This window comes from candidate division KSB1 bacterium (genome assembly GCA_022562085.1).
In the GTDB taxonomy this organism is placed as follows: domain Bacteria; phylum Zhuqueibacterota; class Zhuqueibacteria; order Oceanimicrobiales; family Oceanimicrobiaceae; genus Oceanimicrobium.
In genome coordinates, this window is the sequence record JADFPY010000252.1 from 1 (window position 1) to 6840 (window position 6840).

Here is a 6840-nt window from a genome sequence, read left to right on the forward strand (position 1 = left end):
ACAAAGTCATAAATGGAAGCCCATCTTCCAAACAATTTCTTTATGTATGAGTAATATTCTTCATCCGTCATAGATTACTTTCAAATTCTATTTGACATAAGTAATTATTTTTTATTTCGCGCCTAACCCCTAAACCCCGCAGTGAGAGGTGAAGGGGGGAGTGAAGATGGGTGAGGGTAACGGAAGGAGCCCGTAGGGCGACTGGAGTTACCCTCATGCCCGTCGCGTTTGTCGACACTATTTATTGAAGCAAAAGGAAACCAATTGTAAATTGTATTGCCACACAGTTTACATTTTGGAGGAATCCCTATGCTTCAAGACTATATTGAGCAATTTTTACATTACTGTCAAGTCTCAAATTTTCCACCGAAGTCCATCGAAGCTTTTACTGCCCGCCTCAGGCAATTTGACCGCTATTGTCAAACTCTTGCCGCCGGCTCAATTGCAGATCTAACCTACCAGCATCTTCTGGTTTTCGTAGCCGATTTTGAGGCGCCATCGGTTCATGTCAAAAAGAATCGCGTCTGGGCATTGCACCACTTTTACCATTTCCTCAAGCTAAACCAACTCATCGATGAAAACATAGCGGCTTATATTCCTTATCCAAAAATCTGGCGGAAAGTCCCACAATACCTCACAACAGCCGAGTTTAATCAACTCCTCGAACATTTCGCTTGCCGGGCAGACTCACCGCATGGCCTCAGAAACCTCATTGTCATCATGCTGTTCGGTTTTTTAGGACTGAGGCTGCGCTCTGTGTTAAAACTCGATGTTGCAGACGTCGACCTCAGTGCCGCCCTCATCCGGATACGGGAAAAAGGCAATGTCCAAAGGCTGCTTCCTTTGCCTGATATCCTCTGCAGGACACTGACCCGCTATCGGCAGACACTTGAGCACCCTCGAGGCCCGCTGTTGCTCTCGAAACGCAGAAAAAGACTCTCAGAGCGCACTGTACAAGACTTCCTGCGCGCGGCTATGGCTGAACTGGGCATAGACAAGCATCTACATGCGCATCTCTTGCGGCATACCGCTGCTACTTGCCTCAATAAAGTCGCTGGTCCGGATATCACACAGCATGTTCTCGGCCATGCCGCGCGCCGGAACACCGAACAATACATCCACCTCAATCCCGATGTCTATGCGGTCTACATGAAAAAACATCCCTACATGAACCTGTGAAAGGAGAAGCACTATGCAAACACTCATGCAAACCTATCACAAAGAACTGGCCGATATTGCCGGCTTTGCCCCGGACACGGTCGAAAACTATGAAATCTGCCTCGGAAAATTCTTTGATTATGCCACCCGTCAACTAAACATCGACCCACTGGAGGCCGGCGCCAAAGACCTCCTGGCATGGATGGCACATTTAAAACAACAACAGCTGAGCCGAAGCCGTTTGACCCACCATAAAGCTGCCCTCAAACACTTCTTTGGCCTTCTGGTCAAACAGAAACAACGTCAGCATAATCCGGCAGAACTTTTGTTCACCCCTCGTAAAAGGAAAAGCGACCGCAATCAGCCGCTCAGTCCGGCTATCGCTTTTAAGCTCTTACGCTCGATGAAGCGCGACACCTGGCTCGGGGAGCGCAACTTCGTGATTGTCTCCATGCTCTGGGCGCTGGGACTCAGAATAGGCGAACTAACTGCCCTCAAGGTCGGCAGCTTCGAGCCGGAGCATGAGCCTGAAATTAAGGTCGGCTTGTTGCGTGTTCAGGGCAAAGGCAAAAAAGAGCGCGCCCTGTTTGTGGCTAAGCTCTACAGCAATCTCGTCGGTTATCTCGGCCACCCGGAGACACCTAAACAGATGACTTCACCCATGTTTCCCATCTCCAACAACAAAGGCAAACAACTCTCCACTGACCGGGCACGAGGCATGATTAAAGAACTCACACACGCGGCAGGCATCAAGCTGCGTATCACTCCGCATGTGCTCAGACATTCCTTCGCCACTCACATGTACACCAATGATGTACCGGTTGAAGCTATTGAGGCCATGTTAGGTCATACCACCACCGATGAGACCTCTATTTATATCCACGTGCCCAAAGCACGAAAAAAACAGGCGTTAGCGAAAATCACCATTGAAAGGCCTGCCTTGAGCGCAGCCGAAAGGAGCTTTACCCCGTGAGATAAAGGCAATGAACTTGTGGGGTTAAGCCTGTTTTAATTTAAACCATAATCAATTACTTTTAACATGAATAAATTAAACTATCTAACGGGGTAAATCATGGCTGTAGCCGCTGCGCAGTTTTTCAATCACATCGATGCTTTTGTTGACTATCGTAAGACTATCTACGAAACCTCAGGCGAGACCATCAGAAGCAACTGCATCGACTTAAACCTGTTTAGAGATTTTGTCAAAGAGCGCAAAACCGAATTCATCGATGGCCCAACAGTGATGAGTTTCCAATATCACCTGAAAAAACAGCGCAACAACTCCGGCCCTTCCATCAACCGCAAAATCTTTACCCTCAGAAGCTATGGCCATTTCTTAAGGCTGCAGGAAGTTCCAAAAGCTGATAAGCTGCCGTTCTACGATGTACTCAAGGTCAGGGGCGGCTATCGACAACGACCTGATGCGCTCACACATGAGCAACTCAAAGAATTATTTGATAGCATTGACCGGACAAGCTTCTTGGGCATTCGTGACTATGCCGTCTATGCTTTAATGTATGACCTTGGTTTGCGTGTCGGCGAAATCTATAAGCTCAATGTCGAAGATATCGATTTGAAGAAGAAAACACTCACCGTGCTTGGCAAAGGTAAGCGCCGCCGTGAGCTTTACCTGAATCCGGAAATGCTGCAGGTGCTGTCTGAATGGCTGGCGGTGCGCCACAATTTTAAGAACAGTAAACTAACCCGGGCTTTGTTCATTTCAAAAAAGGGCAACCGGCTGGCGATCCGAACCACCGAAGACAATATGAGAAAGCTCGTCGACCGCCTCGATTTCAAGCTGCATTTCCGGGTGACTTGCCATACCCTGCGTCACACCTTTGCTTCGCATCTCAATGACAACGGCGAGGATATCCTGGTCATTCAGAGTCTCCTGGGTCACGCATCACCACGCAGCACGAGAATCTATATTCATCCATCACAACAACGCATTCGCGAAGCCCTGGAGAAACTGCCGGGAGTTATTTATCTGAATCAGTTACTGGATGCCGGCGTCCTAAACCTGAATTTTCAACCCCAACATCGACAAAGAGAATGAGCTGAGTAAAATACAACTGCAAACAGAATTTCAGTCAACGATGACAAAAGCGTCGTGGGAGTCGTACGCCCTGATATGCAAAATATGCTTTTTTACAACAAAATAGTTTGAATTCGTAGTCTTTATCACTACTTTTGTCCGGCAATCAAACAATTGGTGCCTTGCTGCTTCATCAACCTCCTTCAAGCACCTCTAATTGCGCCTAACTCGCCGACTTACTGCGGGGTTCGTTCCGCTTCACGCGCGGCGGGATTCAATGTGTGTAGCTTGCCCCAAAAATCAAATTCGAAAAATTCACTGATCTTTGCCAAAGTGCCACAGCCCCCCGTCGCTGTGCAAGCGGTTGTTATGTGGCGACAACTCGAATTCATTTTTTGTTTCTGCTTTAGATCTCAAAGAAATGTCCTTAGAATTCGAAATAACCTCGTACTTTTTTACAAAACTTATATCGTAAAATAGTTAATTGCCCTCAGTGAGCTGCTCGAACATAGTAGAGCCAATCGGCATGGTTGACGTTGCAATAACCGTGGTTAAAATCGACCGTCCAGGAACTTGAGGCGTTTCTTTGGTCGGCTGTCCAAATCCGGTCTTGTGTAACATCAAAATCAGTATTGATACATAAGCCTTCGTCGTTTTTCATCGGCTCGGTTAAGGACATAGCTTCTTCAAGTGTCGGTAGGCGCCAATTGTCATATCCGCCGTATTTTTCATTGTTAAGCGCAGTTATGTATTTCCGAGCTTTTGTAAGATTCTTCGCAGCTTCTTTAGAGCCGCTCTGCTGCCAGAGCAAACCCGTAGTGTGGTCAATCATTAACTTTCTTGTCCTGGATGTTATTCGCTTGTAAATATGCTGGATACCTTCTGCTTTCCAGTTTTCACGACAGTCAAAAAAAATTCTCTCCTTGAGCATTTTCTGCATATCTTCGCGTGCTAGGTTATTAATGGGTTGTGAGCGAAGCACTACAGGTTGCACTATGCCTTTCAGAGCCTCGCTGAGGGATCTTATCAGCTTCTTGAACCCACCCTGTTTATATAAATCTATCCTATGGGAATTACTGAATTCATGTACAAGTGGAGTTGCATAATCTTCAAGTCTCACCGGAATTAAATGATTACTTGCAGAGAGTTTGTTCCTCCATTCTTCTAGAGCTTCTCTAAATTCGTCTTGCACAATACCTTGGTAATTCATAGAATGCCTAGATAAACAAGCTAAAAAGAGAGCCGATTCCTTGATCGCCGCTTTTATTGCATCGCTCCAATCTTCGCCACCTGCCATGTCTTGACTATCCATCCAGGGTTTGAAACCAGCTTGACACAGTTTCTGATAAAGCGCTTTGATTCTTGGCAAATCCTTATGCGCATAGCTGAGAAAAATTCTTGGCTTCTCACTCTTCAATTCTTCGAATATCAGTTAAATAAGCTGATAACCCTGCTATTTATGTTTTCATTTGGTATTACTACTGATTCAGCACATAACGCCATGCTCACTTGTGGCCATTCATAGGAGAAACTTCGACAAATAGATGCAGATGCTAATCTCAAAATTCCAAGATTACGTCCCTGAATGGCCATCAGGTGCAGCAAATGTTAGGTACGCAGGTAAAAACAATTTAAGCAGAAAAAATTAAATGGTTACTCAAGCAGTTCAAAAATAACCGTAATATTCGTATTAAATTCAATGAATTGCTTAATATCAATAAGAGAAGTTGTCGCCTTAAGAAAAGAAACTGCTTCACCTCTCGTCGGCCTCTGACGAGAACGTTGCGTCACTACTTCTAAGATTTCCCCTAATTTTTTCCCAAGATTATCTGCAATGATTTGTGCTTCCTTTTTTGCTTGCTCAAGAGCTCTTATTGATAAGTCATCCAGAGCCTTTTTGCGCTGACTTGATGAAAATGTTGCCCTGAAATCATTAAATCCATTTGACAGGAGTGCAATTTGAAATGCCTCATACTTTTGAATATTATTTAGCGTTACATTTATACCTTGTCTTGTTTGAAAGTATTGTTTTTGTTTTTTATAGTTACGAGCTTTAGATATATTCAGCAATGAATAAGTGACGGAACTATCGGGTATTTCGAATTTTTTGAAAAGGGGTATTAAATCTTTTTCTTTATTTTTATGAAAATCATATGCTTCTTGGGCATTTTGTTTAGTAACATTGAGATTAATTGAAAAGATAATTTCATCAGCAGGTACTTTAATAGCTGAGTAAGTTTGTACTTTCACGGTGGTTTGTGTAGTTTCTTGTGCAGTAACAGAATTTGCAAACAAACTACAAGAGGGTTTTCAAGAAAATAATGATTTAAGATTAATGTTATTAGGAAAAAGGATTAGTTAATAAATTAAAATTTCTTTTTCAATATGGAGTATTTTTTTCGATTTATTATTGAATTATCTATATCTTGAATGATTTGTTTATTCTTATTTTTCCCAGTATAATGATTAATTAATTTCAAGTATTTTTTTATTGATTCTCTCGTAATTTTTTCAAGTAATGAACTAATTTCTTCTATATCAAGACTTTTTTCATCGATTATTATTTCACGCTTACTTTCTCCATGAACCAGTCCACTGCGAAAATTATAGGCTTTTTTTAAGAAATCATGATAAAATTCACGCTTTTCATCATTTGTTCCCATTACCATACAACATCTTTGAGAAAGTTTACGGGTAAGATCACCAGGGCCAGAAGTATAAAGAGATTCTAATGAAGTGACAAAGTCGATTATTTTATCAACTAGTGAAGACCGATTGAGACCAGTTCTAAATCTACTAATTGCTATTTGAACAAACAAATTTTCTTTTTGTTCAATATTTGTTTTTTTTAAAGTATAGTAGAAATTTTTTAAAGAATAATATTTTTCTTTTACAAAAATTAATTGATTTTTTACAGGAAAATTTTTAACTTCTATTCCTCGTTCAAAAGGTTTCCAATGATAATTGATGTTCTGATAAATAGTTGCAATTTGTAAATCCCCCATAAAATTTAATGTTAATGCATCTAAAAGCAATTGAAATTCTTTTTTTACATTATCAAACCCTGATGAAAGATTATCGGAGAGTAAAAAAGTTGAAAGAACATGAGTTATTTCTCGATTAAGATCAGAAATTCTTTTTTTCTCATCAAGTTTAGAGATTGTTTTTAGTTCATAATCAGTAATTTTTCTAAGGGTTATTTTCCCGAATTGTAAAGATTCGTGTTTAGTATTGTATTGGAAATTATATAATGGCATAATGTATTCATCAGTAGTATAATTTTTTATGAATGAAAAAAAATCCTTGATTGCTTGATTAAAGATTTTTTCATTAAATTCAAAATTTTTTTGTAAATTTAAGTAGTGAATTAGAAGTTTTTTCGGTAAAATTTTGGTCAGTTCTTGAATATCCTTAGGAATTTCTTGTTCTTTTTGTTTATAGAAATTTTGATAGTATTTTTTTATTGGCTGTTCTGATAGGGCTAGATTTAGCAAAACAAAATCTTGTAATTTCTCCAATTCACTTGAGATGGATGTTTCAACAAAATAATCATAATTTATAATTTTTTTTTCAATAACTTTGTTATACTTACCTGATTTCAATTGGGGGTAAGGCTCCTCACTTGTAGTTAAGGTGCTTTTGTTTTT

The 6840-nt window shown here is 40.8% G+C and carries 6 protein-coding genes; 3 read left to right on the forward strand and 3 right to left on the reverse strand.

Features of this window, described 5'->3' with window-relative positions:
• Nucleotides 1-309: 309 nt before the first annotated feature.
• The 3 genes from IH879_17045 (at nt 310) to IH879_17055 (ending at nt 3214) form a co-directional block, all read left to right on the forward strand.
• Complete coding sequence (locus IH879_17045) at nt 310-1179, forward strand: tyrosine-type recombinase/integrase (GenBank protein ID MCH7676632.1); 870 nt, start codon at nt 310-312, stop codon at nt 1177-1179.
• A 13-nt stretch (nt 1180-1192) separates the two neighbouring features.
• Nucleotides 1193-2131 (forward strand): tyrosine-type recombinase/integrase, encoded by a 939-nt coding sequence (locus IH879_17050; GenBank protein ID MCH7676633.1) that lies wholly within the window; start codon nt 1193-1195, stop codon nt 2129-2131.
• A gap of 99 nt (nt 2132-2230) precedes the next feature.
• Entirely contained in the window at nt 2231-3214 is a 984-nt protein-coding gene (locus tag IH879_17055; GenBank protein ID MCH7676634.1) for a tyrosine-type recombinase/integrase, read from the forward strand.
• Between the two features lie 469 nt (nt 3215-3683).
• Here the strand turns inward: IH879_17055 and IH879_17060 are convergent, their stop codons facing one another.
• The 3 genes from IH879_17060 to IH879_17070 all read right to left on the reverse strand — a co-directional run bounded on the left by IH879_17060 (nt 3684) and on the right by IH879_17070 (nt 6795).
• Nucleotides 3684-4610 carry a TIR domain-containing protein gene (locus IH879_17060; GenBank protein MCH7676635.1) on the reverse strand — a complete coding sequence of 309 codons (927 nt, stop codon included), beginning with the start codon at nt 4608-4610 and terminating at the stop codon, nt 3684-3686.
• A gap of 236 nt (nt 4611-4846) precedes the next feature.
• Nucleotides 4847-5488 (reverse strand): SIMPL domain-containing protein, encoded by a 642-nt coding sequence (locus IH879_17065; protein ID MCH7676636.1) that lies wholly within the window; start codon nt 5486-5488, stop codon nt 4847-4849.
• 71 nt (nt 5489-5559) lie between these two features.
• Nucleotides 5560-6795 carry a hypothetical protein gene (locus tag IH879_17070; protein ID MCH7676637.1) on the reverse strand — a complete coding sequence of 412 codons (1236 nt, stop codon included), beginning with the start codon at nt 6793-6795 and terminating at the stop codon, nt 5560-5562.
• Nucleotides 6796-6840 lie beyond the last annotated feature (45 nt).

Bases quoted from the DNA above. Each gene is read 5' to 3' on its own strand.
- IH879_17050 (MCH7676633.1), top strand. From the start codon at position 1,193: ATGCAAACACTCATGCAAACCTATCACAAAGAACTGGCCGATATTGCC.
- IH879_17055 (MCH7676634.1), top strand. From the start codon at position 2,231: ATGGCTGTAGCCGCTGCGCAGTTTTTCAATCACATCGATGCTTTTGTT.
- IH879_17045 (MCH7676632.1), top strand. From the start codon at position 310: ATGCTTCAAGACTATATTGAGCAATTTTTACATTACTGTCAAGTCTCA.